Below are 597 nucleotides of genomic sequence, written 5' to 3' on the forward strand. Positions count from 1 at the left end.
CATAAATTCAGCGTAGCATTTAAAAGCACCCCAGATCTTTGGGTACTCTTCCTATGATTCTTTCCAGAATACCGCAAAGACCTTTTTTATCAAACCCGCTATAGAAAAAACAAAAAAAATCATCCGTTCTCCTATAAAGATTTATTTCATTTCCTTATATTCAAGCCCCTCTAGAAATGTTAAAAACATCTCCGCCCTTTTGTATCAGTCTATTCTCTCCATAAGCAGTTTAAAGGTTGCTTTATGACTCTCCACTCAACTTTTTCATAGGGCTCTCAAAAAAGTAAAACATGTATTCGTTCTTTAAATAATAACTGTCAGATATTTTAAAAATCGCATATTTTCAAATATGCTGTTTTAAAATATGCTCGTTTATTTTCCTTCAGTGAGTAAAATCTCACGTTTTCCAACGTGATTAGCAGCTCCCACAATGCCTTTTTCTTCCATACGCTCAACAAGCGAAGCTGCTTTATTATAGCCGATTGAAAGACGGCGCTGGATATAAGATGTTGAACATTTTTTATCACGCATAACAATCTTTACAGCTTGATTATAAAGCCTCTCACTCTCTTCATCAAAATTTTCTTCCTCAGAAAC

General features: G+C 34.5%; 1 protein-coding gene. It reads right to left on the reverse strand.

Annotated elements, in window-relative coordinates; translation table 11 throughout:
* Positions 1 to 372: 372 nt before the first annotated feature.
* Positions 373 to 597, reverse strand: a 225-nt coding sequence (locus ACFINC_RS11430; protein ID WP_375617275.1) for a DNA translocase FtsK, incomplete at its 5' end; no start/stop codon positions are given.

This window comes from Bartonella sp. AP58NXGY, from assembly GCF_042195785.1.
Lineage (GTDB): Bacteria > Pseudomonadota > Alphaproteobacteria > Rhizobiales > Rhizobiaceae > Bartonella.